Genomic DNA, 25,548 nt, shown 5'->3' with positions numbered 1-25,548 from the left:
CCTATGAGCCGCCCGCGCGTTGACCCATGGTGATGGAAGACCTGTCGGGGCCTGATCTTCCGCGTGCGAGTGCGGCCATCGCGGACCCCCCCCGCCACGATCCCGACGCCGGCGGCCATTTCGGCGGTCCGGGCGGTTATGGCGGCCGCTATGTCGCCGAGGCGTTGATGGCGGTGATCGAGGAGGTCACCGCCGCCTACGAGAAGGAACGCGTCAACCAGGACTTCCTGGACATCCTGGACGATCTGCAGACCCACTACACCGGTCGGCCGTCGCCGCTGTACGAGGCGACCCGCCTGTCCGAGCATGCCGGGGGAGCCCGGGTGTTCCTCAAGCGAGAAGACTTGAACCACACCGGTTCTCACAAGATCAACAACGTTCTCGGCCAGGCGTTGCTGGCGCGGCGGATGGGCAAGAATCGGGTGATCGCCGAAACGGGCGCCGGTCAGCACGGCGTCGCGACGGCCACCGCGTGCGCCCTGCTCGGCCTGGACTGCGTGATCTACATGGGCGCGGTGGACACGGCCCGCCAGGCCCTCAACGTGGCGCGCATGCGGCTGCTGGGCGCCGAGGTGGTCTCCGTCGAGAGCGGCTCGAAGACCCTCAAGGACGCCATCAACGAGGCGTTCCGGGATTGGGTGACGAACGCCGACACCACCTACTACTGCTTCGGGACCGCGGCCGGGCCCCACCCCTTCCCGACGATGGTGCGCGACTTTCAGCGCATCATCGGCCTGGAGACCCGCGTGCAGATCCAGAAACAGGCCGGCCGGCTACCCGACGCCGTAACCGCCTGCGTCGGAGGCGGATCCAACGCCATCGGGATCTTCCACGCGTTCATCGACGATCCCGGCGTCCGGCTGGTCGGCTTCGAGGCGGCGGGCGACGGCGTCGAGACCGGCCGGCACGCCGCGACGTTCTCCGGCGGTTCCCCCGGGGCGTTTCAGGGGTCGTTCTCCTACCTGCTGCAGGACGAGGACGGCCAGACCGTCGAATCCCACTCCATCTCAGCGGGTTTGGACTACCCGGGGGTCGGACCGGAACATGCGTGGCTGCGCGAGACAGGGCGCGCCGAATACCGCCCCATCACCGACTCGGAGGCCATGGAGGCGTTCGGCCTGCTGTGCCGCACCGAGGGCATCATTCCGGCCATCGAATCCGCGCACGCGGTGGCCGGGGCGTTGCGGCTGGGCGTCGAGCTGGGCCGCGGGGCGGTCATCGTGGTGAATCTGTCGGGCCGCGGCGACAAGGACGTGGAGACCGCGGCGCAGTGGTTCGGGCTGCTGTCGCCCGGCGACGACCAGGGCAAGCGGTGAACGTGGAACACGCCCCGGCAGGCAATCTCGGCCCGGTCTTCGCGGCGTGCCGTCACGACGGCCGCGCGGCGCTGATCGGCTACCTGCCGACGGGTTACCCCGACGTGCCGACCTCTGTGGACGGCATGATCGCGCTCGTCGAATCCGGCTGCGACATCATCGAGGTGGGCGTGCCGTACTCCGACCCGGGCATGGACGGCCCGACCATCGCGAAGGCCACCGAGATCGCGCTGCACAAGGGGGTGCGGGTCCGCGACACGCTGGCCGCCGTCGAGGCGATCAGTGCCGCCGGTGGCCGCGCGGTGGTCATGACGTACTGGAACCCGGTGCTGCACTACGGTGTTGACGCGTTCGCGCGCGACTTGGCGTCGGCCGGCGGGCTGGGGCTGATCACGCCGGACCTCATCCCCGACGAGGCCGGGCAGTGGATCGCGGCGTCCGAGGAGCATCGGTTGGATCGCATCTTCCTGGTGGCGCCGTCGTCGACGCCGCAGCGGTTGGCGACGACGGTCGAGGCGTCGCGCGGATTCGTCTACGCGGCGTCGACCATGGGGGTCACCGGGGCGCGTGACGCGGTGTCGCACGCCGCACCGGACTTGGTGGCCCGGGTCAGGGCGGTGTCCGACATACCGGTCGGCGTCGGTCTGGGGGTCCGCTCCCGCGAGCAGGCCGCGGAGATCGCCTGCTACGCCGACGGCGTCATCGTCGGTTCCGCGCTGGTGTCGGCGCTCGGCTCCGACGGTCTGCCCGCGGTACGGGCGCTGACCGAGGAACTCGCTTGCGGGGTGCGCGACGGGGTCTCGGCCTCATGACGACGTTGCTGGCGTACTTCCCCAGCCCGCCCCAGGGCGTCTGGCACCTGGGGCCGGTGCCCATCCGCGCCTACGCGCTGTTCATCATCACCGGCATCGTGGTCGCGCTGGTCATCGGCGACCGGCGCTGGGAGGCCCGCGGCGGCGAGCGCGGCGTCATCTACGACATCGCGCTGTGGGCGGTGCCTTTCGGCTTGATCGGTGGCCGGCTGTATCACCTGGCCACCGACTGGCGAACCTATTGGGGTCCCGGCGGCGCGGGATTCGGCGCGGCGCTGCGCATCTGGGACGGTGGTCTGGGCATCTGGGGAGCGGTCGCCCTCGGTGGTGTCGGTGCGTGGATCGCGTGCCGGCGCCGCGGAATTCCGCTGCCCGCGTTCGGTGACGCGATCGCGCCGGGAATCGTCTTGGCGCAGGCCATCGGTCGGCTGGGAAACTATTTCAATCAGGAGCTCTACGGCCGGGAAACGACGCTGCCGTGGGGCCTGGAGATTTTCTACCGGCGGGATCCCTCGGGTTACGTCGATCCGCATTCGCTCGACGGAGTCTCGACGGGCCAGGTGGCGCTCGTCGTGCAGCCCACGTTCCTGTACGAATTGATCTGGAACGTCCTGGTTTTCGCCGCGCTGATCTACCTCGACCGACGGTTCACGCTGGGGCACGGACGGCTGTTCGCCCTGTACGTCGCCGGGTATTGCATCGGGCGCTTCGGCGTCGAGTTGCTGCGGGATGACTCCGCGACCCATATTGCCGGCATCCGGATCAATTCCTTCACGTCGACGTTCGTGTTCATCGGCGCGGTGGTGTACTTCATGCTCGCGCCCAAGGGACGCGAGGATCCGGCCAGTCTGCGCGGCAACGCCGGAGACCTCGAGGTGTCGCCGATCTCCGCGTCGGAGGCCGCCGCCCTGGCCGACGAGCACCACGACCCGGTGGCCGCCGTGGACCCGGTCGCCGCCGAGGAACGTTCCGACGCTCCACCGCCGGAGGCCCAGACGAGCGAGCCCGAGGCCCTGGATACGGGCGACTCGGAGCCGGAGTCGGCCGCCGAGTCGATGGAGCCGGACGCGCTCGAACCCGACGAGGCCGAGGAGCCCGAGGAAGCCGAGGAGTCCCCCGAAGGCGAGGAAGCCGCGGAAACCGACGAGGCCGGGGAAGCCGAGCAGGACGTCGAACCCGATGCGGCCGAGGCCAACGAAGAATCCGCGGAAACGACTGCCATAGAACCGGACTCAGAGCCCGCCGAGCCGGACGTCGCCGGATCCGGGCCCGAACCGGCGACCCCCGAGGAGTCGGCGGAATCCGAAGCCGAGGGCGAAGACGAACCCGAGGCCGAAACCGTCGATCCCGCGGCCGACGCGAGCGCGGGCCCGAGCGCTAACCCGAGCGCCGCCGAGACGGCACCGGCGTCGGAGGAGGCGTCGACCCGCAGGCGATGGAGCCTGCGCGGCAGGAACCGCCGTTAGCCGCCCGCCGGCCCCGTCCGGGCCGGCGCACCAAGGCCGCGGATCTGTCATGCTGGCACCGTGATCGAACCGTCGTGGGGTCCCCCCGCAGATCCGGCCGCGCGGCCGGGCGGTCCGCATCGTCATCTCCCGCACACCGCGGTCGGCACGGGTGCGCTGCTGGCCGGCGCGCTGGGCTACGTGGCCCTCGTCGACCCGCACCACAGCTCGTCGGTCTACCCGCCGTGCCCGTTCAAATGGCTCACCGGCTGGAATTGCCCGCTCTGCGGCGGGCTTCGGATGACCCATGACCTGCTGCACGGCGACCTCCCGGCCGCCGTCAACGACAACGTCTTCCTGTTGGTGGGGGCCCCGCTGGTGGCCCTGTGGGTGGTGCTTCGCCGCCGGCGCGGCAAATCCGCGCTGCCGGTCTCGGCCATGCTGGGCATCGCGGTCGCCGCGGCCCTGTGGACGCTCGCGCGCAACCTGCCCGGTTTCCCCCTGCTCCCGACCGTCACCGGTTAGCGGAGGCCGCGGTGGCCGTGCGCGACTATGCTGGGGCGCCGTGAGTAGACGCGGGAAGATCGTCTGCACCCTCGGCCCTGCAACCAACAGCGACAAGTTGATTCTGGCGCTGGTGGAGGCCGGAATGGACGTCGCCCGAATGAACTTCAGCCATGGCGACTATCCCGATCACAAAGCCGCCTACGAGCGAGTGCGGGCCGCGTCCGACAGCACCGGCCGCGCGGTCGGCGTGCTCGCCGACTTGCAGGGCCCGAAGATCAGGTTGGGGCGTTTCGCCACCGGGGCCACCTACTGGGCGGACGGCGAAACGGTGCGCATCACCGTCGCCGAGTGCGAAGGCAGCCACGACCGCGTGTCCACCACCTACAAGAAGTTGGCCACCGACGCCGTGGTCGGTGACCGCCTGCTGATCGACGACGGCAAGGTCGGCCTCGTCGTCGAGGCCATCGAGGGCGACGACGTCGTGTGCAGCGTCACCGAAGGCGGACCGGTCAGCAACAACAAGGGCATTTCGCTGCCGGGGGTGAACGTGTCCGCGCCCGCCCTGTCGGAGAAGGACATCGAGGACCTCACCTTCGCCCTCGACCTCGGTGTCGACCTGGTGGCGCTGTCGTTCGTGCGTTCCCCGTCGGACGTCGAGCTCGTCCACGAGGTGATGGACCGGGTCGGGCGGCGGGTTCCGGTGATCGCCAAGCTGGAGAAGCCCGAAGCGGTCGACAACCTGGAAGCGATCGTGCTGGCGTTCGACGGCATCATGGTGGCGCGCGGCGACCTCGGCGTGGAACTGCCGCTGGAAGAGGTCCCGCTGGTGCAAAAGCGGGCAATCCAAATCGCAAGGGAGAATGCCAAACCCGTCATCGTGGCGACGCAGATGCTCGACTCGATGATCGAGAACTCGCGGCCGACGCGTGCGGAGGCCTCCGACGTCGCCAACGCCGTGCTCGACGGCGCCGACGCGCTGATGCTCTCCGGCGAGACGTCGGTGGGCAAGTACCCGATGGCGGCCGTCCGGACCATGTCGCGGATCGTCTGCGCGGTGGAGGAGAACTCCACCGCCGCCCCGCCGCTGGCGCACGTGCCCCGCACCAAACGCGGGGTCATCTCGTATGCCGTCCTCTACATCGGCGAGCGACTCGACGCCAAGGCCCTTGTCGCGTTCACCCAATCCGGAGACACCGTCAAGCGACTGGCCCGGCTGCACACCCCGCTGCCGCTGCTCGCCTTCACCGCGTGGCCCGAGGTGCGCAGCCAGCTCGCCATGACGTGGGGGACCGAGACGTTCATCGTGCCGATGATGACCTCCACCGACGGGATGATCCGCCAGGTCGACAAGTCGCTGCTGGAGCTCGGCCGGTACAAGCGCGGTGACCTGGTGGTCATCGTCGCCGGAGCGCCACCTGGCACAGTAGGGTCGACCAACCTGATCCACGTGCACCGGATCGGGGAGGACGACGTCTAGCGACAGCCCGGCGACGACCCACGCCGCATAGCGGCTTGAGGAGGAGGCGGGCAATTGACCCAAGGAGAGCCCGTGGTGGTCGGCTGTGAGTCTCAGGAGCCGAATGCGCAGGAAGGTGCGCATTCCGACTTCGAGGAGCTGCTGCAGATACTCGACCTCACGCGTGTCGGCGAGGACCTGTTCACCGGTTCGCATCCCACCAAGAACCCGCTGCGGACGTATGGCGGCCAGCTCATGGCGCAGTCGTTCGTGGCCGGCACCAGGACGCTGGAACGGCCCGAACTCCCGCCGAGCGCCCTCTCGGTGCACTACATCAACGGCGGCGACACGTCGCGGGACATCGAATTCCACGTGACCCGGCTGCGCGACGAGCGCAGCTTCGCCAATCGCCGCGTGGACGCCGTGCAGGACGGTGTGCTGTTGTCCTCGGCGCTGATCTCGTTCATGTCCGCCGGCCCGGGGCTCGAGCACGGCGTCGAGCCGCCGCAGGTAGACCAGCCGCACGCCCGGCCGGGGCTCCGGGAACTGCTGCGCGGCTACGAGCAGATCGTCCCGCACTTCGTCAACGCGCTGCACCCCATCGAGTGGCGCTACACCAACGACCCGGCCTGGATCATGCGCAAGAAGGGCCAGCGGCTCCCGCACAACCGGGTCTGGATGAAAGCCCTCGGCACGCTGCCCGACGACCCCGTGTTGCACACCGCGGCCATGGTGTACTCGTCGGACACCACGGTGCTGGATTCGATCGTCACCACGCATGGGCTGTCCTGGGGCTTCGACCGCATCTTCGCCGCGTCCTCCAACCAATCCATCTGGTTCCACCGGCAGGTCGACTTCAACGACTGGGTGCTGTATTCGACGTCGTCGCCGGTGGCCGCCGAATCGCGCGGGCTGGGGACCGGTCACTTCTTCGACTCCTCCGGGAAAATCCTCGCCACGGTGGTTCAGGAGGGCGTCGTGAAATACTTTCCGTCTTCTCCCCGATAAAGCCGGCAGACGGGTGCCGGATACCTGCGCGGGTAGCGGCCCGATTTAGGCCCGGATCGGCCGCGATCGGGCGTAAATTGTGATCAGCGGGGTATTCGGTGCACGTGGCGGCGCGAGCCGCCCAGCTGGATCGTCAGCAGCATCGGGAGGCAAGGAGTGAGTGGTTCACCGGCCGACGTCGCGGTTGGGCACCGCGGCCGCGAACGGGTTGTCGTGCCGTCGGATTCGGCGGCGGCCCGCTGGGTCGGCGCGCTGGCGCTCATGTGCGCGGTGGCCTGGCTCGTCGTCATCCTCGCTCGCCACCAGCAGCACCCGGCGTGGCACTACACCGACCGGCTGAGCTGGTCGCTGACCATCCTCGGCGCCGCGGCCTTCATCGCCCGCGGGATATTTTTGGGGCGTCCGGTGACGGCCGCGCACGCGGCCGCCGCCGCCCTCTTCGTGCTGGCGGGCCTGGGGGCCGGTGTGCTGTCGTTCGATCTGCTCGGTGACCTGCTGATCGTCAGCTCCGGGTCGGTGCTCGTGTGGGCGACGTCGTCGCGCCAGCGGCCCGGGGACCTGCCCCGGGTGTGGGCGTTGATCAACGGCACCAGCGACGACCCGCTGGCGCCGTTCGCGATGCAGACGGGCAAGTGTTATCACTTCACCGCCGACGGGAGGGCCGCGCTCGCATACCGGACGCGGCTGGGGTTCGCCGCGGTGAGCGGGGACCCGATCGGTGCCGAGGAGAGGTTCCGCGAGCTGGTCGCCGGCTTCGCCGCGATGTGTCACGCCCACGGCTGGCGCATCACGGTGGTGGGCTGCAGCGAGAAGCGGCTGCCGTTGTGGCAGGACCCGACGGTGGTCGGGCAGAGGCTGCGCGCGATCCCGATCGGCCGCGACGTCGTCGTCGACATACCGAACTTCGATATGGCGGGCCGCAAGTTCCGCAACCTGCGCCAGGCGGTGAAGCGCACGCACAACTGCGGCATCACCACAGAGATCGTCGACGAACAGCAACTCGGCGACCGGCGCCTGGCTGAGCTGACCGAAGTGGTGCGGGAGTCCACCAAGGGCGCACACACCGAGCGTGGGTTTCACATGAACCTCGATGGCGTGCTGGAAGGCCGGTTCCCCGGCATCCGGCTGATCATGGCCCGGGACGCTTCGGGGAAGGTGCAGGGCTTCCACCGCTACGCGACCGCGGGCAACGGCAGCGACATCACCCTCGACGTGCCGTGGCGCCGGCGCGGGGCGCCCAACGGCATCGATGAACGTCTCAGCGTCGACATGATCATGGCCGGCAAACAGGCTGGTGCACAGCGACTTTCACTTGCATTCGCGGCGTTCCCCGAAATCTTCGACGAGAAGAATCGCAATCGGGCCCAGCGCGTCTGCTACCGACTGATTCACGTCCTGGACCCGCTGATCGCGCTCGAGTCGCTGTATCGCTACGTGCGCAAGTTCCGGGCGCTGGACGCCCGCCGCTACGCGCTGGTCTCGATGACCCAGGTGGTCTTCTTGGCCTTCGTGTTGTTGTCGCTGGAATTCATGCCGCGACGGCGGCACCTTTAGACTTCCAGCGCGGGGCACGGTCGGCGCCGCAGTGCTGGACGCCGGAAGCGCACCGCCGGGTGTTCATTCGATGCTCAGCTGCCGGCAGCCAATTCCGTCGGGCAAGTGATGAGTTGCGACAACCACCGTCCGGTCCGCGGACATGAGGCGCGAATCCGGGCCCAGCAGTTGGCGCAGGACCCACTCGGCGTCGGCCGCGTCGAGATGTTCGGTGGGCTCGTCGAGGAGCACGATCCGCGCGGGGCAGAGCACGGCGCGGGCCAACATCAACCGTCGGCGCTGCCCCGCGGAAAGGGCGTGCGCGCCACCGGTCAGCACGGTCGACAGCCCCTCCGGCAGGGCGGCGGCCCACGCGGCCAGCCCGACGGCCTGCAGCGCGCCGGTGAGCTCGTCGTCGCGGCAGTCCCCGCGGGCCACGAGCAAGTTGTCGCGCACGGTGGTGGCGAAGACGTGCGCGTCCTCGGCGAAAAAGCCGATGGCGCGTCGTTGTTCGTCTTCACCGAGCCGACGGAGGTCGGTGCCGTCGAGCAGCACCTGACCGTCGAGCGGAGGCAGCAAGCCGGCGAGCGTCATCAGCAGCGTCGTCTTTCCCGAGCCGCTCGGGCCGGTGATCGCCAGCCTTGCCCCCGGCGCCACATCGAGCGCCACCCGGGTTGATCGCGCCGCGCCCGCGTGGCCCGATCGGACGTCCGCGGACAGTACGAGCGTGCGCCCCAACGGCGACGAGGCCGTAAGCCTGGCATCGATCGCGCCGCGGGGAGGGGCCAGGTCGAGGAGTCGGCGCGCGGCGATCCGCGACCGCGTCAACTGGACGGCCGCGCCCGGTAGGGGCGTCATCGCCTCGAATGCCGACAGCGGCAACAACATCAACACGGCCAGCGTGGTCGGTGCGGCCGTCGGTGCCAGCGCAACCGCCGACAGAACCGCGCCGATCACGCTGGCGCCGATCGCCGCCGTGGGCACCGCCTCGGCCAGGGCGGCCGGCCTGGCGGCCGCGTCCAGGGCCACGCCCCAATCGCGTTGGCGGCGCTGGGCTTCAGCGATAACGCCGGTCAGGACGCCGGCGACCCGCAGTTCTGGGCCGTGTTCGAGCGCGGTCATCGCCGCGGTATCGCGCCGCGAATGGTATTGCCGCGCCACCTCTTCCTGTGACGCGGCGGCCTTGGCGGCAAGCCGGGGCGCGACGAAGCCGGCGATCAGCAGGCAGATCGCCAGGACCAGCCCGGCCGACACCGAGATGGCCCCGACGACGGCGGTCGCCGCCACACCCAGCACCACCGCGACGCCGATCGGCACCACTGCGCGCACCAGCACGTTGGCCAGCTCGTCCACGTCGGCGCCGACCCGCGCCACCAGTTCGCCGCTGCGCAGGCGGACGGCGGCCGCCGCCGGCCCCTGGGCCAGTCGCTGATAGATCTGCGCCCGGGCGGTGCCGGCCGCCCGCAAGGCGGTGTCGTGCGTGGCCAGTCGTTCGCAGTAGTGCAGCACCCCACGGGAGATCGCGAAGGCGCGCACGGCGACGGCGGCGATCGACAGGTCGAGGACCGGCGGCATCTGCCAGGCACGGGTGATCAGCCAGGCGGACACGCCGGCCAGTGCCAGTGCGCTGCCCAGCGACAGCACACCCAGCGCGATGGCGGCGAGTAACCGGGGCAGCCGGGGGCGCAGCAGGCTTGCGATCGCTTCGGTTGTTTCGCGGCGACCCGCCGCGCCCGGCTCCGCCGCGCTTGCGATCGCCGCTGGCGCGGGCGGGTCAGGCCGAGGCATAACGCACCCCGGCCGCCGCTACCTCCACGACGCGGTCACCGATCGCGACCAAGGGCTCGCGGTGGCCGACGACCACCACCGTCGCGCCGGCGCGTGCGCGCTCGACGATGGCCCGCAACACCCGTTCTTCGGTGCGGGCGTCGAGGTGCGCGGTGGGCTCGTCGAGGAGCAGCACCGCCGCCGTCGATCCGAGAACGCGGGTAAGACCCAGGCGCTGGCGCTGGCCCAGCGACAGTCCGACGCCGTCGCGACCCAGCGTCGTATCCATGCCGTCGGGCAGCTCTGCCAGGACGGCATCGAAACCGGCGGCGCGGCAAGCCGTTTCGACGTCCGCGAGATTCCCGAACAGCCTCAGGTTGTCACCGACCGTGCCGGCGACGAGCGCGGGCCGCTGGGGCAGCCAGGCCAGCTGGGACCACCACGCGTTGGGGTCGAGTTCGGTGACGTCGACCCCGGCCACGCTGACCCGGCCCGACGACGGGGTGGTGACGCCGGCGATCACCTGCAGCGTCGTGCTTTTTCCGGCGCCGTTCGGCCCGGTCAGCACCGTCACCGACCCGGGTTCGATGACCGCGCTCAGGTGGCGCGGGGCGTGACCGTCGCGACCGCTCACGCTGAGCCGCTCGAGCCGGATCTGCGCACCGCGCGCCGCCACGGTCCGGCGCGGGGGCTCGGCCGCCGGGGCGGGGCCGATGAGTGCGAATGCACTGTCCGCCGCGGTCCGGCCGTCCTGAGCGGCATGGAATTCCACGCCGATGCGGCGCAGCGGCCAATAGACATCGGGTGCCAGCAGCAGGACCGTCAGGCCGGTGGCCAGGGTCATCTCGCCGAACACCAGGCGAAGGCCGATGCTGACCGCGATGAGCGCGACGCCCAGGGTGGCCAGGAGTTCCAGGACCAAGGCCGACAGGAACGCGATCCGCAGCGTCGCCATCGCCGAACGTCGATGGGCGGCGGCCAGTTCGGCGATGCGAAGCTCGGGACCCCGGGTACGCCCCAGCGCCCGCAGCGTGGGAATGCCGGCGATCAGATCGAGCAGCCGTGCCTGCAGGGTCGTCATCGCCGTCAGCGCCGTGGCCGATCGTTCGGCCGTCGCCAGCCCGATGAGCACCATGAAGACGGGAATGAGCGGAAGGGTGATCAGCACGATCAGGGTCGATTTCAGGTCATAGACCGCGATGACGGCGACGGTGGCCGGGGTCAGGATCGCGGCGAGCAGCAGGGTGGGCAGGTAACCGGCGAAGTACGGACGCAGCCCGTCGAGGCCGCGGGTGACCAGGACCGCGGCGGCATCGCGCTGCGCCGCCTGTTCACGCGGCTGCCGCGCGGTCACCGCGGTCAGCACCTGGCCGGCCAGGTCGGCGATCACGGCGCTGGCACCCCGTTGTCCCAGGCGCGCCTGAAGCCAGTGCGTGAGCGTGCGAACGAGCCACAGCGCCAACAGGATCGACAGGGGAGCGGGCCAGACATGGCGGCCGGCCGCAGCCGGGTCGGCGACCACGTGCGCGACGATGCGCGCCAGCACGATCGCCGAGCCGATGGTGCAGCCGGAGATCACCACCCCGCAACCCACCGAGGCGAGCAGGTAGCGGCGCAACGGCGTCGAGGCCCGCCACAATCTCGGATCGACGGGGCCCCGGGCCTTCGCGGCCGCCCGCGAGTCGGTTGCGCTCAGGACGGACGCCTGGCCAGGCCGATGGATGCCGGTATCCGCTCGGCCGAAAGCCGTTGCCGGAAAACCCAATACGTCCACGCCTGGTACACCACCGTCAGCGGAGCCATGATCACCGTCACCCAGGTCATGACCTTGAGGGTGTAGGGGGTCGACGAGGCGTTGTAGATCGTCACATTCCATTGCTTGTTCAGCGTCGAGGGCACCAGGTTGGGGTACAGGCAACCGAACAGCAGGATCACGACGGCCGCCACCACCACGGCGGTGCAGGCGAATGCCCAGCCGTCGGACCCGCGACGCCACACCAACAGCACCGCCGCCAGTTGGGCGACCACCGCCGCGGCCAGCACCAGCCAGGTCCAATTTTTGCCGTAGGCCAGTTGCGTCCAGAGCCCGAACCCGGCAACCAGAGCGGTCACCGGAAGCGTCAGCCGCACCGCGAGCCGGTGGGCGTCGTCGCGGATGGTGCCGGAGGTCTTCAGCGAGATGAACACCGCGCCGTAGAGCAAGAAGAGCCCGGCGGTGGCCAGACCGCCCAGCAACGTGTAGGCGTTGAGCACGTCGGTGATCGACAGGTGAATGTGGCCGTCGGCGTCCACCGGCAGCCCACGGACCAGAATCGCGAACGCCACACCCCACAGCACCGCGGGCAGCCAGGACCCGGCCGCTATGCCGAAATCGGCCCAGCCGCGCCATTTCGTGTCGTCGACCTTGCCGCGCCATTCGATCGCGACGGCGCGCAGGATCATGCCGACGAGGATGGCCAGCAGCGGCAGGTAAAGGGTGGAGAACACCGCGGCGTACCAGCCGGGGAACGCGGCGAACATCGCCGCGCCGCCGACGATGAGCCACACCTCGTTGCCGTCCCAGACCGGCCCGATGGTGTTGAGGGCCGTGCGGCGCTGCGGTTCCGGTTCGCCGGCGCCGACGCGCGCCAGGGGTTCCATCAGCATGCCTACGCCGAAGTCGAATCCCTCCAGGACGAAGAAGCCGAGGAACAGCATTCCGATGACGCCGAACCACAATTGCTGCAGTTGCATCGGTCAGATCCTTCCCGTTGCTGGTCGAAAGGCCTTGCTGAGCAACTCAATAGGCGAATGAGAGCGGGGCCACTTCGTCATCCGAGGGCGCCTTGGGCGGCGCCGGTTCGGCGTCGTGTTCCTGCGGCCCCTCGGTGATGTAGCGCCTTTGCAGCCAGAACCAGATGACGGCCAGGGCCGCGTAGAGGACGGTGAACGTCACCAGCGAGGTGACCACCATCGCGGGCGCGTGGTCGGACACGGCCTGGTGGACCGTGAACCGGACCTGTTGGTCGCCCGTGGGATTGGGCGCAACGATCCAGGGCTGACGGCCCATCTCGGTGAAGACCCACCCCGAGATGTTGGCCAGGAACGGCGTGGGGATCGTCAGCAATGCCAGCCAGGAGAACCAGCGCTGGTTGGGAATGCGGTCGCCGCGGGTGAACCACAGCGTCGCCAGCGCAAACAGGACGGGGATGGCCAAAAAGCCGATCATCGCGCGGAACGACCAATAGGTGACGAAGAGGTTGGGCCGGTAGTCGTTTGGTCCGAAGCGCTGTTCGTAGTCCCGCTGCAGGTTGCGCACGCCCTGCAACGTGACGTCGCTGGTGCGGCCTTGGGCGAGATAGGGCAGCACGTAGGGCACCTCGATGACGCCGTTGACACCGTCACAGTTGTTGTGCCGGCCGACGGTAAGGATGGAGAAGTTCGGATCGGTCTGGGTGTCGCACAAGGTTTCCGCCGACGCCATCTTCATCGGCTGCTGAACGAACATCAGCTTGCCCTGGCGGTCACCGGTGAAGAACAATCCGGCGGTGGCGACCAGCACCACCCAACATCCCAGAATGGCCGCCGGCCGAAACATCGTGCGCGCGTCCGATTCCGCCGCGGGCGTCGATTCCGCCGCCTTGGTGCGGGCCCGCACCAGCCACCACGCGCTGACCGCCGCGACGAACGTTCCGGCGGTCAGCAGCGAGCCGGCCACCGTATGCGAAAACGCCCACCGCGCGGTGTTATTGGATAGCAAGGCGCCGATGCTGTCCAACTCTGCGCGATGCGTCACCGGGTTGTAGTGGGCACCCACCGGGTGCTGCATGAACGAGTTGGCCACGATGATGAAGAACGCCGAGGCGTTGACCCCGAGCGCGACGATCCAGATGCAGGCCAGGTGGACCAACTTCGGCAGCCGGCCCCAGCCGAAGATCCACAGTCCGATGAAGGTGGATTCGAAGAAGAACGCGAAGAGCCCCTCCATGGCCAGCGGCGCGCCGAAGATGTCGCCGACGAACCGGGAGTACTCGCTCCAGTTCATCCCGAACTGAAACTCCTGCACGATGCCGGTGGCCACGCCGATCGCGAAGTTGATCAGGAACAACTTGCCGAAGAACTTCGTCAGCCGATACCAGGCGACGTTGCCCGTCGCCACCCACACCGTCTGCATGATGGCCAGCAGGGGGGCCAAACCGATGGTGAGCGGCACGAACAGGAAGTGGTAGACGGTGGTGATACCGAACTGCCAGCGCGATAAGTCGACGACGTTCATCCGTCACGCCCCCTCAAGGGTCAAGGTCTACGACACAGTGTAGTACTTACCGGTGGTGCTAACCGCCCAGCGCCTTCGACGCCTTGCGGATGCCGAACGACGACACGATTTCGAACACCCCGATGACCACGAACCACACACCGGCGACGATCGCCAGCGTGTAGAGCGACTCGAACGGGGATCCGAGGACCACGATGCCGGCGAGCAGGCTGATCACGCCGACGAAGATCGACCATCCCCGTCCCGGCAGGTTCGGGTCGCTGACGGCCGAAATCGTGGTGGCCACACCCCGGAAGATGAATCCCACGCCGATCCAGATGGCCAGCAACAGGAACGCATTGCCGAAATGGCGAAAAGCCAACACCGCCAAGATAAGTGAAGCGGCCCCACTGATGAACAACAGGACGCGGCTGCCCGCCGAGACGTGCAGTGCGAAGGCGAAGAACACCTGCGCGGCGCCGGTGATCAGCAGGTATACCCCGAACGCGATCGCGGCGGCCACCAGCGAAAGTCCCGGGCTCGCCAGCACGATGGCGCCGAGGATCACCGACAGGATTCCTGACACCAACGCGGATTTCCACAGGTGCGGCAACAAACTCGGAACGGGTGTGGTCTCCGGAGTGGTTGTCATGGCCGAAGTCTGGCACACCACGGCGGTCCCGGGGTAGGGACTTTGGACTCACACGGGGGCGGTGTGCGGTTCCTCGGAGACCACGTCGCCCGAATCTTCGATCGGTTTCGGGAACGGCCGCCGGGCGATCAGGTGCCACGTGCGCATGATGCCTTTGCCCTTGACCTCGATCAATCCGCGCTCGCGCAGGACGAATTCGTCCTTCAGCCGCTGGTAGGTGTCCTCAGGCACCTGAATTTGTCCCACCGAGTCGGTGGATTCCATGCGTGACGCGACGTTGACGGCGTCACCCCACACGTCGTAGAAGAATCGACGAGAACCCACGACACCCGCGACCACCGGGCCGGTGGCCATGCCCACCCGCAGCTGCACCGGCTCGCCGTGCGGATCTTGCAGCCCCGCCACGATTTTGGTCATGTCGAGCGCGAAATCCGCCAGCGCCTGGGCATGGTCGGGGCGGGGCCGGGGCACGCCGCTCACCACCATGTAGGAGTCGCCGCTGACCTTGATCTTCTCGAGCCCGTGCCGGTCGACCAGTTCGTCGAAGGTTCCGTAGAGGTGGTCCAGGAACCGTACGAGTTCGGCCGGCGCGGTGCTGCTGGCGCGCTCGGTGAAGCCGACAATGTCGGCGAACAGGACCGAGGCCTCGTCGTACTTGTCGGCGATGACGTTGTGGTCGGGCTCTTTGAGCCGCTCGGCGATGCTGGCCGGCAGCATGTTGGACAGCAGCGCCTCGGACCGCTCATATTCGGATTCCATCACCGCCTCGGCGCGCGCGGTGTCCCGCAGCGCAAACCACACCGTCACCACGACCATCACGCAGGCCGAGACGGTCGTGACGACGAAGCCCATCTGCTGGGCCCAGGCCGGCTGCAGCCCGGTGGTGCGCGGAACGGTGTACTCCACGGTGATGATCAGGGCGGCGGCCACCCCGGCCAGCGCAGACGCCAGGACCATGTGGTCGATGCCCAGCAGCAGCACCACCAGGCATGCCCCGACCAGGAAGAAGAATTCGGCGCCCGCGCCCGTCCCCACCGCCCAGCTGCTGACGAAGACCGAAACGTAGGCGGCGGTGATAAAGGTAAGCGGCGCAACCAATCCGCCGAACCGGTGCAGCCACGGGATGGCGGCGAAGACGAGCGCGGCGCCGAGGTTGATCGCGCCGACGCGCCAGGACCAGGAGTCGGTCGCGATCTGGATGAACACGAAGGTCGCCAGCGTCAGCACGGCCAGGGCGGCGGCGATGTTGAGCAGCCTTTCCTGGCGGGCCGCGGCGCGCGCGTAGTGCTGGTTGCGCTCGCGTGTTTGATTGCGGACCGCCGCTACGCAATCCGGGCGCTGGGAGCCGTCTGGCCGTTTCGGTGGGGCTCCACACTTCTTCGCCGCCACGATGACAGCGTAACCGGTGACCCGCCCTCGTGTCGGTCGGCTTGAGAAGGCATTTCCAAGCGGAGCCGGGCATCGCGCGGATAGCGGTTATCGGTGCGCCGATTCGCTCAGTCGATCAATAGGCCGAATTCGCAATCGACAAGCACCGGTCGGTCATCACGGGCCGATAAATGTGCGATTACTCCAGGTTGCCCGTCTGCGACACGCACACCTGTTCCCCGGGAATCGGCAAGAGCGCGGCGTGGTCGCTGCCCTCCATCGAGTCGCCGGCCACGTGCAGCAGCGATGCGGCCGTATTACAGCCTGCCGCACAGCTATTCGTCATCGCAACGGTGAGGGCGAGAATCAACCCGATACCAATCTTCTTGGAGCGCTGAGCCATATCTCACCCCCGCGGCCGAGGCGATTGCCTGTGTGTAACGGATCGTACGCTGCGAATCGGGAATGCAATAGTGGAAAATTGACGGTGAAAAAAAATTGCCCCGTTCCCGGCCAATTATTATTTAGGGATTCGATTTGGCGCGAATTCAATTCGCGTACGGCCGGCGCGGCCGCCAAAGCCTACCTAGGGGGGAGCTATTCGCGCTGAATCATCCGGCCGGTCGGATATTGGCGCTGGCTGCCGTACGAAGCCCCGCGCCACGGCCTGTGGGAACTGGGGGAGAGGCGGTAATCCCGCTGTCGCGGCTGGTGCCCTCGGTGAGATTCGAACTCACACTGTACGGGTTTTGAATCCGTTTCCTCTGCCAGTTGGGATACGAGGGCTCACTCGGCCTTCTACGTGAGAGGCAGCCTCCCACCATAGAGGATGTGCCGTCGCACGCTGTCTCGCCGCCCCCGCGGTCGCTGGGTACTGCCGCCCGCGAGACAATGTTCGACATGACTGGCCCCACGACCGACACCGGCGCCGCTGCGCCGCACCGGGTCCTGATCGCGGAAGACGAAGCGCTGATCCGACTGGATCTCGCCGAGATGCTGCGAGAGGAGGGGTATGAGATCGTCGGCGAGGCCGGTGACGGCCAGGAAGCCGTCGAGTTGGCCGAGCGCCACAGGCCGGATCTGGTCATCATGGACGTCAAAATGCCCCGCCGGGACGGCATCGACGCCGCGTCCGAGATCGCCAGTAAGCGGATCGCACCGATCGTGGTGCTGACCGCCTTCAGCCAGCGGGACCTGGTCGAGCGCGCCCGCGACGCCGGGGCGATGGCCTACCTGGTCAAGCCGTTCACCATCAGCGACCTGATCCCGGCCATCGAGTTGGCCGTCAGCCGGTTCAGCGAGGTCACCGAGCTGGAGCGCGAGGTGGCGACGCTGTCCGACCGCCTGGAGACCCGCAAGCTCGTCGAGCGCGCCAAGGGATTGCTGCAGACCAAGCAGGGCATGACCGAGCCCGAGGCGTTCAAGTGGATCCAGCGTGCCGCCATGGACCGGCGCACCACCATGAAGCGTGTGGCCGAAGTCGTCCTGGAGACCCTGGGCACCGCGGAAGAGGACGCCTAACCGCGAGCAGACGCAGAATCGCACGGATGCGCGCATCCGGGTGCGATTCTGCGTCTGCTCGCCGGGCCCCCAGCCGAGCCGAACCGCCTAGCGGGCGACGATCACCGACGAGCCGTGGCCGAACAGGCCCTGGTTGGCGGTGACGCCGACGGTGGCGTTCTCCACCTGCCGTCCGGTGGCCTGGCCCCGCAGCTGCCAGGTCAGCTCGCAGACCTGGGCGATCGCCTGGGCGGGGATGGCCTCGCCGAAGCACGCCAGCCCGCCCGACGGGTTGACGGGGACCTTGCCGCCCAGGGCGGTCGCGCCGCTGCGCAGCAGCGCCTCGGCCTCGCCCTTGGCGCACAGGCCCAGGTGCTCATACCAGTCGAGTTCGAGCGCGGTCGACAGGTCATAGACCTCGGCCAGGCTCAGGTCCTCGGGCCCGATGCCCGCCTCGGCGTAGGCCGCGTCCAGGATCTGGTCCTTGAACACCCGATCGGGCGCGGGCACCACGGCGGTGGAATCCGTTGCGATGTCCGGCAATTCGGGCAGGTGTTGCGGGTAGCGCGGGGTCACCGTGCTGATCGCGCGCACCGAGGGCACGCCCGCGACGGAGCCGAGGTGCTTCTCGGTGAAGGACTTGCTCGCCACGATCAGCGCCGCCGCCCCGTCGGAGGTCGCGCAGATGTCCAGCAGCCGCAGCGGGTCCGAGACCACCGGGCTGGCCAGCACGTCGTCGATCGAGTTCTCCTTGCGGTAGCGGGCGTTGGGGTTGTTGAGCCCGTGCCGGGAGTTCTTGACCTTCACCTGGGCGAAGTCCTCGAGGGTGGCGCCGTAGAGGTCCATCCGCCGCCGCGCCAGCAGCGCGAAGTACACCGTGTTGGTGGCGCCGATGAGGTGGAAGCGCTGCCAGTCGGGATCGTTGCGGCGTTCGCCCCCGACGGGCGCGAAGAAGCCCTTCGGCGTGGTGTCGGCGCCGATCACCAGCGCGACGTCGCAGAACCCCGCCAGGATCTGGGCGCGGGCGCTCTGCAGCGCCTGCGAGCCGCTGGCGCAGGCGGCGTAGCTCGAACTGACGGGAATGCCGTTCCAGCCCAGCTTCTGCGCGAACGTCGCGCCCGCGACGAATCCCGGGTAGCCGTTGCGGATGGTGTCCGCCCCGGCGACCAACTGGATCTGACGCCAGTCCAGGCCGGCCTCCGCGAGTGCGGCGCGCGCGGCGACGACCCCGTACTCGGTGAAGTCGCGGCCCCATTTGCCCCAGGGGTGCATACCCGCGCCGAGGATGTAGAGCGGTTCGGGAGTCATTCGGCGATCCTCCAGGCGTGCACGGTGCGCTCGACGCCGTCGTCGTCGGTGAACAGCGTCATGGTGGTCAACTCCATCGCCATGCCGACCTTCAGGTCGGCCGCCAGCGTGCCCTCGACCACCTTGCCCAGCACGATCAGCCCCTCGGCGGCCAGCTCGACGGCGGCGACGGCGAACGGCTCGAACGGGTCCGGAGACGGGTACGGCGGGGGCGGCGCGTAACGGTTCTCCGTGTAGCTCCACAGCGTTCCCCGCGTCGACAGCGCCACCGACTCCAGGGAGTCGTTGGCGCACGCGGGGTTGGGGCAGTTGTTCTCGCGCGGCGGGAAGACGTAGGTGCCGCACTGGGGACACCTGCTGCCGATCAAATGGGGAACGCCGGCGTCATCGGTGGCGAACCATCCGTCGATCGCGGGTTGTTGGCTGGTGACCTCGGGCACTCGGCCAGACTACCCAGGCCCCACCCAAAAACTGAAACGTGTTGCAGTTCCGGCGCGAAGGGCGGGACGTCATACCGGATGCATAAAGTGAGAGCCGTGACTGCCGCGAAAACCGCCGGTGCGGCCCCGAAAGCCACCGCAGCGGAAACAGCCAAGCCGACGCTGATGCTCTTGGACGGCAATTCGCTGGCGTTCCGGGCGTTCTACGCGCTGCCGGTCGAGAACTTCAAGACCCGCGGCGGCCTGACCACCAACGCGGTCTACGGCTTCACCGCCATGCTGATCAACCTGCTGCGCGACGAAACGCCCACGCATATCGCCGCCGCGTTCGACGTGTCGCGGCAGACCTTCCGCTCGGAGCGCTACCCGGAATACAAGGCCAACCGGTCGTCGACGCCCGACGAGTTCCACGGCCAGATCGACATCACCAAGGAGGTGCTGGGCGCGCTGGGCATCACCGTGCTCGCCGAGCCCGGGTTCGAGGCCGACGACCTGATCGCCACCCTGGCCACCCAGGCCGAGAACGAGGGCTACCGGGTCCTGGTGGTCACCGGCGACAGGGACTCCCTGCAACTGGTCAGCGACGACGTGACCGTGCTCTACCCGCGCAAGGGCGTCAGCGAGCTGACCCGGTTCACCCCGGAGGCCGTCGTCGAGAAGTACGGGCTGACGCCCACGCAATACCCCGACTTCGCCGCCCTGCGTGGGGATCCCAGCGACAACCTGCCCGGAATCCCCGGCGTCGGGGAGAAGACCGCTTCGAAGTGGATCGCCGAATACGGCTCGCTGCAGGCGCTCGTCGACAACGTCGACTCGGTGCGGGGCAAGGTGGGCGACGCGCTGCGGGCCAACCTGGCGAGCGTGATCCGCAACCGTGAGCTCACCGACCTCGTCAAGGACGTGCCGCTCGCGCAGACGCCGGACACGTTGCGGATGCTGCCCTGGGACCGCGACCAGATCCACCGGCTCTTCGACGATCTGGAGTTCCGGGTGTTGCGGGACCGGCTGTTCGAGACCCTGGCGGCCGTCGAGCCGGAGGTCGACGAGGGGTTCGACGTGCGCGGCGGCGCTCTGGAGCCGGGCACCGTCAGGCGGTGGCTGGCGGAGCACGCCGCGGACGGGCGCCGATCCGGCCTGGCCATCGCCGGCACCCACCTGCCCCACGGCGGGGACGCCACCGCGCTCGCGATCGCGGCCCCCGACGGGGAAGGCGGCTACATCGAGACGGCGACGCTCACGCCCGACGACGACGCCGCCCTGGCCGAGTGGCTGGCGGACGCGACGAAACCCAAAGCGCTGCACGAGGCGAAGCTCGCCATCCACGACGTCGCCGGGCGCGGCTGGGCGCTCGACGGCGTCACCTCCGACACCGCCCTGGCCGCCTACGTCGTGCGTCCCGGGCAGCGCAGCTTCACCCTCGACGATCTGTCATTGCGTTACCTGCGTCGTGAACTGCGCGCGGAAAAGCCTGAGCAGCAACAGCTTTCGCTGCTCGATGACATCGACGGCGTGGACGAGCAGGCCGTCCAGACGCTGACCCTGCGGGCGCGGGCGGTCGCGGACCTCGCCGAAGCCCTGGACGCCGAACTGGACCGCATCGACTCGTCGGCATTGCTCGGCGAGATGGAGCTGCCGGTCCAGCGGGTGCTGGCGGACATGGAGGGTGTCGGCATCGCCGTCGATGTGCAGCAGCTGACGGAGTTGCAGAGCACATTCGGTGACGAGATCCGTGACGCCGCCGAGGCCGCGTACGCCGTGATCGGCAAGCAGATCAACCTGGGCTCACCAAAACAGTTGCAGGCCGTGCTCTTCGACGAGCTCGGGATGCCCAAGACCAAGCGGACCAAGACCGGCTACACCACCGACGCCGACGCCCTGCAATCGCTGTTCGACAAGACCGGGCACCCCTTCCTGCAGCACCTGCTGACCCACCGCGACGTCACGCGGCTGAAGGTCACCGTCGACGGATTGCTGAACTCGGTCGCCGACGACGGCCGCATCCACACGACGTTCAACCAGACGATCGCGGCCACCGGCCGGCTGTCGTCGACCGAGCCCAACCTGCAGAACATCCCGATCCGCACCGACGCGGGCCGGCAGATCCGCGACGCGTTCGTGGTGGGCGAGGGCTACACGGAACTGATGACCGCCGACTACAGCCAGATCGAGATGCGGATCATGGCCCACCTGTCCAAGGACGAGGGCCTCATCGAGGCGTTCAACACGGGGGAGGACCTGCACTCGTTCGTGGCCTCCCGCGCGTTCGGGGTGCCGATCGACGAGGTCACCCCGGAACTGCGCCGCCGGGTCAAGGCGATGTCCTACGGGCTGGCCTACGGCCTCAGCGCCTACGGCCTGTCGGCTCAGCTGAAGATCTCGACGGAAGAGGCCAAAGACCAGATGGACCAGTACTTCGCCCGGTTCGGTGGGGTCCGCGACTACCTGATGGCCGTCGTGGAGCAGGCCCGCAAGGACGGTTACACCTCGACGGTGCTGGGCCGCCGGCGCTACCTACCCGAGCTGGACAGCAGCAATCGGCAGGTGCGTGAGGCCGCCGAGCGGGCGGCGCTCAACGCCCCCATCCAGGGCAGCGCGGCCGACATCATCAAGGTCGCGATGATCGAGGTCGACAAGGGGATCAGGCAGGCCGGACTGGCCTCCAGGATGCTGCTGCAGGTGCACGACGAGCTGCTGTTCGAGATCGCCCCCGGTGAGCGGGAGAAGGTCGAAGCGCTGGCCCGCGAGAAGATGGGCGGCGCCTACCCGCTCGACGTTCCGCTCGAGGTGTCGGTCGGCTACGGCCGCTCGTGGGACTCGGCGGCGCATTAACCGGCACGGTAAGGGCACTGTTTGCACAGGGGAGGGGCGCTGTGAACCCGGTTTGGATGATCCCGTTCATTGTCCTCGGCGGGGCGCTGCAGACGTGTGGCGCCGCCATGAACGGGCAGCTCTACAAGCACCTGGTCAACCCCTGGCTGGCGTCGGCGGTCTCGTTCGCCGTGATCACGGTCTTTTTCGTCGCGGCGTTCCTGGTGATGTCCAAACCCCTGCCCACCGCGAAGGACGTCGCGTCGATGCCGTGGTGGGCCGTCATCGGCGGCCTGGTGGGCGCGGTGCAGGTCTATGCCGGGCTGACGCTGGTCAACAGGGTCGGCGCGGGCACCTTCATGGGCTTCACGGTCACCGCGGCGCTCATCATGTCGCTGTTGATCGACCATTTCGGCTGGCTGCGGGTGGATCCGCACCCGATCACCGCGGGCAGAGCCCTCGGCGGGCTGCTCATGGTGTGCGGGGTGGCCCTCGTCGCCAGGTTCTGACGGCCCACCCCGGTTCGGCCCAACGTTGGCCTGGCGTTCGCGAAAGCTTTACGTCGGCGGGCGATCCGGGTCGACCGGTTTGTCCAGCGTGTGCCCCGTCGAGTAGCCTCGTCAGGTAAATCCTGTTTTGTCCCTACGACCCAACCTGTCCGGAGCAACCCACCACATGCCGAGTCCCACCGTCACCTCGCCCCAAGTAGCCGTCAACGACATCGGCTCGAGCGAGGATTTTCTCGCAGCAATAGACAAAACGATCAAGTATTTCAACGATGGCGACATCGTCGAGGGCACGATCGTCAAAGTGGACCGGGACGAGGTGCTCCTCGACATCGGCTACAAGACCGAGGGCGTCATTCCCGCCCGCGAACTCTCCATCAAGCACGATGTCGACCCCAGTGAGGTCGTTTCCGTCGGCGATGAGGTCGAGGCGCTCGTTCTCACCAAGGAGGACAAAGAGGGCCGGCTGATCCTGTCCAAGAAGCGCGCACAGTACGAGCGCGCCTGGGGCACCATCGAGGCGCTCAAGGAGAAGGACGAGGCCGTCAAGGGCACCGTCATCGAGGTCGTCAAGGGCGGCCTGATCCTCGACATCGGCCTGCGTGGCTTCCTGCCCGCGTCCCTGGTCGAGATGCGGCGCGTTCGCGATCTGCAGCCGTACATCGGCAAGGAGATCGAGGCCAAGATCATCGAGCTGGACAAGAACCGCAACAACGTTGTGCTGTCGCGGCGCGCCTGGCTGGAGCAGACCCAGTCCGAGGTCCGCAGCGAGTTCCTCAACCAGCTGCAGAAGGGCGCCATCCGCAAGGGTGTCGTGTCGTCCATCGTCAACTTCGGCGCGTTCGTCGACCTCGGCGGGGTGGACGGCCTGGTGCACGTCTCCGAGCTGTCCTGGAAGCACATCGACCACCCGTCCGAGGTGGTGCAGGTGGGCGACGAGGTCACCGTCGAGGTGCTCGACGTCGACATGGACCGCGAGCGGGTGTCGTTGTCGCTCAAGGCAACCCAGGAAGACCCGTGGCGGCACTTCGCCCGCACCCACGCCATCGGCCAGATCGTGCCCGGCAAGGTCACCAAGCTGGTTCCCTTCGGTGCGTTCGTGCGGGTCGAGGAGGGCATCGAGGGCCTCGTGCACATCTCCGAGCTGGCCGAGCGTCACGTCGAGGTGCCCGACCAGGTGGTGGCCGTCGGCGACGACGCGATGGTCAAGGTCATCGACATCGACCTGGAGCGGCGCCGGATCTCGTTGTCGCTCAAGCAGGCCAACGAGGACTACACCGAGGAGTTCGACCCGGCGAAGTACGGCATGGCCGACAGCTACGACGAGCAGGGCAACTACATCTTCCCCGAGGGCTTCGACGCCGAAACCAACGAGTGGCTGGAAGGATTCGACGCCCAGCGCACCGAGTGGGAGGCCCGCTACGCCGAGGCCGAGCGCCGGCACAAGATGCACACCGCGCAGATGGAGAAGTTCGCGGCTGCCGAGGCGGCCGGCCACGACAGCGGCGGCGACCAGCCGTCGGGCAACGGCGGGGCGCGCGAGGAGAAGGCGGCCGGCGGATCGCTGGCCAGCGACGCCCAGTTGGCGGCCCTGCGGGAGAAGCTCGCCGGCAACGCCTAAAACGCGTTCCCGCAATGCTGCGTATCGGTTTGACCGGTGGCATCGGCGCCGGCAAGTCCGCGGTGTCGGCCACGTTCGCGAAGTGCGGTGCCATCATCGTCGACGGTGACGTCATCGCGCGTGAGGTGGTCGAGCCGGGAACCCAGGGGCTGGCGTCGCTCGTCGAGGCCTTCGGTGACGACATCCTGCTTCCCGACGGATCGCTGGATCGGCCGGCCCTGGCCGCCAAGGCTTTCCGGGACGACGAGGCGCGCCAGAAGCTCAACGGGATCGTGCACCCCCTAGTGGGCAAGCGCCGCGCCGAGATCATCGCCTCGGTGCCCGACGATTCGGTTGTCGTCGAGGACATTCCGCTGCTGGTGGAATCGGGGATGGCGCCGCTGTTCCCATTGGTCGTTGTGGTGCACGCCGACGTCGAGGTTCGCGTGCGGCGGCTGGTCGACCTGCGGGGGATGTCCGAAGACGACGCCCGCGCCAGGATCGCCGCCCAGGCCACCGACAAGCAGCGCCGCGCCGTCGCCGATGTGTGGCTGGACAATTCGGGTAGCCCTGAGGAGTTGGCGGGGCGGGCCCGCGACGTGTGGGAAGGCCGGATAGTCCCCTTCGCCCGCAACCTCGGAGAGCGCCAGATCGCACGCGGCTCCGCACGCGTGGTCGCATCCGATCCGACCTGGCCGGACCAGGCTCGGCGCATCGTCGCCCGATTGAAGACTGCGTGTGGGCACCGGGCGTTGCGCATCGACCACATCGGCTCGACCGCTGTGCCGGAACTGCCGGCCAAGGACGTCGTCGACGTGCAGATCACCGTCGAATCCCTCGACGTCGCCGACGAACTCGCCGAGCCCCTGCTTTCCGCCGGCTACCCGCGGATCGAGAGCATCAGAGAGGACATCGCCAAGCCCGACGGGGGCGGCGACGATGCGTCGCTGTGGGGCAAGCGCTTTCACGGCTCGGCCGATCCGGGACGCCCGACCAACGTGCACCTGCGGGTCGACGGCTGGCCCAACCAGCGGTTCGCCTTGTTGTTCGTCGACTGGCTGACCGCCGAGCCGGAGGTGCGGGCCGAGTACGTGAACGTCAAGCGGGCGGCCGCGGAGCGCGCGGGTGGCGACATCGCGTCCTACGTGGACGCCAAGGAGCCGTGGTTCTCCGATGCCTACCGACGCGCGTGGGCCTGGGCGGACGTGACCGGCTGGCGGCCCTGAGTGTTCGTCACAGCAGTCACACGAGTCCCCGCCGGGGCGGGTGTTCGTTTGTGCCCACCTCA

21 protein-coding genes and 1 tRNA gene are annotated in these 25,548 nt (G+C 68.5%); 12 read left to right on the top strand and 10 right to left on the bottom strand.

Translation table 11 applies throughout. The features are described from left to right. Positions 1-32: 32 nt before the first annotated feature. The 7 genes from trpB to BN971_RS05670 all read left to right on the top strand — a co-directional run bounded on the left by trpB (position 33) and on the right by BN971_RS05670 (position 8,098). Entirely contained in the window at positions 33-1,316 is a 1,284-nt protein-coding gene (gene trpB / locus BN971_RS05700; RefSeq protein WP_090350022.1) for a tryptophan synthase subunit beta, read from the top strand. Continuing rightward, a complete protein-coding gene (gene trpA, locus BN971_RS05695) occupies positions 1,313-2,128 on the top strand; it encodes a tryptophan synthase subunit alpha (protein WP_085178990.1) in 816 nt (271 codons plus the stop codon). Before trpB ends, trpA begins: the two co-directional genes overlap by 4 nt. Continuing rightward, entirely contained in the window at positions 2,125-3,594 is a 1,470-nt protein-coding gene (locus BN971_RS05690) for a prolipoprotein diacylglyceryl transferase (RefSeq protein WP_085178989.1), read from the top strand. The genes trpA and BN971_RS05690 overlap by 4 nt, the downstream gene beginning before the upstream one ends. A gap of 156 nt (positions 3,595-3,750) precedes the next feature. After that, positions 3,751-4,098: a DUF2752 domain-containing protein gene (locus BN971_RS05685; RefSeq protein ID WP_245836473.1), complete on the top strand. Its 348-nt coding sequence runs from the start codon at positions 3,751-3,753 to the stop codon at positions 4,096-4,098. A 40-nt stretch (positions 4,099-4,138) separates the two neighbouring features. Then, entirely contained in the window at positions 4,139-5,557 is a 1,419-nt protein-coding gene (pyk, locus tag BN971_RS05680) for a pyruvate kinase (RefSeq protein WP_090349856.1), read from the top strand. A 72-nt stretch (positions 5,558-5,629) separates the two neighbouring features. Further along, on the top strand, positions 5,630-6,544 hold the full coding sequence (locus BN971_RS05675; RefSeq protein ID WP_090349855.1) for an acyl-CoA thioesterase II: 915 nt from the start codon (positions 5,630-5,632) through the stop codon (positions 6,542-6,544). Positions 6,545-6,700: 156 nt separating this feature from the next. After that, positions 6,701-8,098: a bifunctional lysylphosphatidylglycerol flippase/synthetase MprF gene (locus BN971_RS05670; protein ID WP_085178987.1), complete on the top strand. Its 1,398-nt coding sequence runs from the start codon at positions 6,701-6,703 to the stop codon at positions 8,096-8,098. Between the two features lie 63 nt (positions 8,099-8,161). On the opposite strand, the gene cydC is transcribed toward BN971_RS05670, so the two are convergent. The 8 genes from cydC to BN971_RS05630 form a co-directional block, all read right to left on the bottom strand. Then, entirely contained in the window at positions 8,162-9,865 is a 1,704-nt protein-coding gene (cydC, locus tag BN971_RS05665; RefSeq protein ID WP_090349853.1) for a thiol reductant ABC exporter subunit CydC, read from the bottom strand. After that, positions 9,852-11,462 (bottom strand): thiol reductant ABC exporter subunit CydD, encoded by a 1,611-nt coding sequence (cydD, locus tag BN971_RS05660; RefSeq protein WP_085178985.1) that lies wholly within the window; start codon positions 11,460-11,462, stop codon positions 9,852-9,854. Before cydD ends, cydC begins: the two co-directional genes overlap by 14 nt. A 74-nt stretch (positions 11,463-11,536) precedes the next feature. Then, positions 11,537-12,577: a cytochrome d ubiquinol oxidase subunit II gene (gene cydB, locus BN971_RS05655; RefSeq protein ID WP_085178984.1), complete on the bottom strand. Its 1,041-nt coding sequence runs from the start codon at positions 12,575-12,577 to the stop codon at positions 11,537-11,539. 46 nt (positions 12,578-12,623) lie between these two features. After that, positions 12,624-14,099, bottom strand: coding sequence for a cytochrome ubiquinol oxidase subunit I (locus tag BN971_RS05650; protein WP_085178983.1), 1,476 nt, complete (start codon positions 14,097-14,099; stop codon positions 12,624-12,626). Positions 14,100-14,157: 58 nt separating this feature from the next. Next, on the bottom strand, positions 14,158-14,730 hold the full coding sequence (locus BN971_RS05645) for an HdeD family acid-resistance protein (protein WP_276010820.1): 573 nt from the start codon (positions 14,728-14,730) through the stop codon (positions 14,158-14,160). A 48-nt stretch (positions 14,731-14,778) separates the two neighbouring features. Further along, complete coding sequence (locus BN971_RS05640; protein WP_085178982.1) at positions 14,779-16,119, bottom strand: adenylate/guanylate cyclase domain-containing protein; 1,341 nt, start codon at positions 16,117-16,119, stop codon at positions 14,779-14,781. A 178-nt stretch (positions 16,120-16,297) separates the two neighbouring features. After that, positions 16,298-16,501, bottom strand: coding sequence for a hypothetical protein (locus BN971_RS05635; RefSeq protein ID WP_085178981.1), 204 nt, complete (start codon positions 16,499-16,501; stop codon positions 16,298-16,300). Positions 16,502-16,807: 306 nt separating this feature from the next. After that, positions 16,808-16,884 (bottom strand) — tRNA-Leu (locus BN971_RS05630). A 114-nt stretch (positions 16,885-16,998) separates the two neighbouring features. Here BN971_RS05630 and BN971_RS05625 point away from each other — a divergent pair. Further along, entirely contained in the window at positions 16,999-17,619 is a 621-nt protein-coding gene (locus tag BN971_RS05625; RefSeq protein WP_085179017.1) for an ANTAR domain-containing response regulator, read from the top strand. Positions 17,620-17,706: 87 nt separating this feature from the next. Here BN971_RS05625 and BN971_RS05620 read toward each other — a convergent pair whose 3' ends face one another. Next, on the bottom strand, positions 17,707-18,906 hold the full coding sequence (locus BN971_RS05620) for a lipid-transfer protein (protein WP_085178980.1): 1,200 nt from the start codon (positions 18,904-18,906) through the stop codon (positions 17,707-17,709). Next, the gene (locus tag BN971_RS05615) at positions 18,903-19,346 is read right to left on the bottom strand and encodes a Zn-ribbon domain-containing OB-fold protein (RefSeq protein WP_085178979.1); all 444 of its coding nucleotides are present in this window, start codon (positions 19,344-19,346) and stop codon (positions 18,903-18,905) included. Before BN971_RS05615 ends, BN971_RS05620 begins: the two co-directional genes overlap by 4 nt. 165 nt (positions 19,347-19,511) lie before the next feature. Between BN971_RS05615 and polA the strand changes: the two genes are divergently transcribed. From polA to coaE, 4 genes are all read left to right on the top strand, one after another. After that, positions 19,512-22,175 carry a DNA polymerase I gene (gene polA, locus BN971_RS05610; protein ID WP_372511874.1) on the top strand — a complete coding sequence of 888 codons (2,664 nt, stop codon included), beginning with the start codon at positions 19,512-19,514 and terminating at the stop codon, positions 22,173-22,175. A gap of 41 nt (positions 22,176-22,216) precedes the next feature. Further along, positions 22,217-22,663 carry a DMT family transporter gene (locus tag BN971_RS05605; protein ID WP_085178977.1) on the top strand — a complete coding sequence of 149 codons (447 nt, stop codon included), beginning with the start codon at positions 22,217-22,219 and terminating at the stop codon, positions 22,661-22,663. A 166-nt stretch (positions 22,664-22,829) separates the two neighbouring features. Continuing rightward, the gene (gene rpsA / locus BN971_RS05600) at positions 22,830-24,281 is read left to right on the top strand and encodes a 30S ribosomal protein S1 (protein ID WP_085178976.1); all 1,452 of its coding nucleotides are present in this window, start codon (positions 22,830-22,832) and stop codon (positions 24,279-24,281) included. 14 nt (positions 24,282-24,295) lie between these two features. Next, the gene (gene coaE / locus BN971_RS05595) at positions 24,296-25,486 is read left to right on the top strand and encodes a dephospho-CoA kinase (RefSeq protein ID WP_085178975.1); all 1,191 of its coding nucleotides are present in this window, start codon (positions 24,296-24,298) and stop codon (positions 25,484-25,486) included. Positions 25,487-25,548 lie beyond the last annotated feature (62 nt).

It is taken from the genome of Mycobacterium bohemicum DSM 44277, assembly GCF_001053185.1.
Lineage (GTDB): Bacteria > Actinomycetota > Actinomycetes > Mycobacteriales > Mycobacteriaceae > Mycobacterium > Mycobacterium bohemicum.
Note: the sequence above shows the minus strand (reverse complement) of the source record. Positions and strands in the feature narration are given on the sequence as shown.

Bases quoted from the DNA above. Each gene is read 5' to 3' on its own strand.
- trpB (WP_090350022.1), top strand. From the start codon at position 33: ATGGAAGACCTGTCGGGGCCTGATCTTCCGCGTGCGAGTGCGGCCATC.
- BN971_RS05690 (WP_085178989.1), top strand. From the start codon at position 2,125: ATGACGACGTTGCTGGCGTACTTCCCCAGCCCGCCCCAGGGCGTCTGG.
- cydC (WP_090349853.1), bottom strand. From the start codon at position 9,865: ATGCCTCGGCCTGACCCGCCCGCGCCAGCGGCGATCGCAAGCGCGGCG.
- cydB (WP_085178984.1), bottom strand. From the start codon at position 12,577: ATGCAACTGCAGCAATTGTGGTTCGGCGTCATCGGAATGCTGTTCCTC.
- BN971_RS05650 (WP_085178983.1), bottom strand. From the start codon at position 14,099: ATGAACGTCGTCGACTTATCGCGCTGGCAGTTCGGTATCACCACCGTC.
- BN971_RS05645 (WP_276010820.1), bottom strand. From the start codon at position 14,730: ATGACAACCACTCCGGAGACCACACCCGTTCCGAGTTTGTTGCCGCAC.
- BN971_RS05635 (WP_085178981.1), bottom strand. From the start codon at position 16,501: ATGGCTCAGCGCTCCAAGAAGATTGGTATCGGGTTGATTCTCGCCCTC.
- BN971_RS05625 (WP_085179017.1), top strand. From the start codon at position 16,999: ATGACTGGCCCCACGACCGACACCGGCGCCGCTGCGCCGCACCGGGTC.
- BN971_RS05620 (WP_085178980.1), bottom strand. From the start codon at position 18,906: ATGACTCCCGAACCGCTCTACATCCTCGGCGCGGGTATGCACCCCTGG.
- polA (WP_372511874.1), top strand. From the start codon at position 19,512: ATGCTCTTGGACGGCAATTCGCTGGCGTTCCGGGCGTTCTACGCGCTG.
- rpsA (WP_085178976.1), top strand. From the start codon at position 22,830: ATGCCGAGTCCCACCGTCACCTCGCCCCAAGTAGCCGTCAACGACATC.
- coaE (WP_085178975.1), top strand. From the start codon at position 24,296: ATGCTGCGTATCGGTTTGACCGGTGGCATCGGCGCCGGCAAGTCCGCG.